1 protein-coding gene is annotated in these 1020 nt (G+C 31.5%); it reads left to right on the forward strand.

The window, feature by feature from the left end; genetic code table 11:
- The first annotated feature begins 106 nt into the window (after positions 1 to 106).
- The gene (locus tag ACTJJ9_RS26295) at positions 107 to 685 is read left to right on the forward strand and encodes a hypothetical protein (RefSeq protein ID WP_440769010.1); all 579 of its coding nucleotides are present in this window, start codon (positions 107 to 109) and stop codon (positions 683 to 685) included.
- Positions 686 to 1020 lie beyond the last annotated feature (335 nt).

The following is a 1020-nucleotide window of genomic DNA, read 5'->3' on the forward strand; positions in this document are numbered from 1 at the left end:
ATTAATGTAGTGGGACTTGGGGTGACTGGCAAGTCTTTTTTTATGCACCTATCAAATAAAGTGCAGGACTTTGCATTTTTCTCTTGCAAAGGTCTGCACTTCTATTTTGCAATACACAGACTATTCTGAGGTTATAGAAACAATTAGTGAATTAGATTTAGTTAAAGCTCAAAATGTTATTAATAACTTTAACAGAATTGAGGCTGGAACACTCCATATGAATGAGGATTTGGAAGTAATGCAGGACGAAATTCTAGAACTCTTTAAGGATAGGATAAATTTAGATCCTGAAGATTTTGAGAGTGAAGAAATGTGGAAGTGTGAAGAAGTGTTTAATTTTACTGGTAATTTATTAGAATTTAAAGATTTTGATAATAATAATTTTAGAGTGTATGTTGAAGGTGAATTAAATCCAGAAGATGGAGGGAGTGATCACATCCTCATCAAGTTCGTAGATAATATTACAAATAACACTTATTCTAGTTATAGTGGTGACATCGAAGTTTATTATGGATATCTAAATTTTGATGAAGACGGGACTCCATCAGATGGAATAAAGCATAATTTTAATATCGAACTTGAAAATATTTTGGAAGCTTGTGAAGATGTATATAATCAAATTAAAAACCAAATTGAAAAAGAAAAAGCCACGCTATATTATTTGATAAACAGTATGGGTTTATAAGAGTGATTTATTTCTCTCAAAGCAAAGTTAAAAACAGCAGGTATTCCCTTAGGAAAAACCTTGTATTTATTTTATAAATAACTGATTTTATTCAAAAAATATATTAGCCCGCTATAGACAGTAGAGTTTTGTAATTTACAATATGATAGTATCGTGGTGGATACGAAAAGATAAATAAAACCGTTTGGTCCTATTAATAAGGGTCAAACGGTTTTATTTAGGGCTTGTCAAGAAAAGTGTGTAAGTTATTCTAGATATTTCTTCACACGTTCCTTTAGGTGGTCATGAACTAATAGTTGATTCATGACCATAGCCCATTGCTGGATGCGTCCACC

It is taken from the genome of Metabacillus sp. 22489 (assembly GCF_052044855.1).
GTDB lineage: Bacteria > Bacillota > Bacilli > Bacillales > Bacillaceae > Metabacillus > Metabacillus niabensis.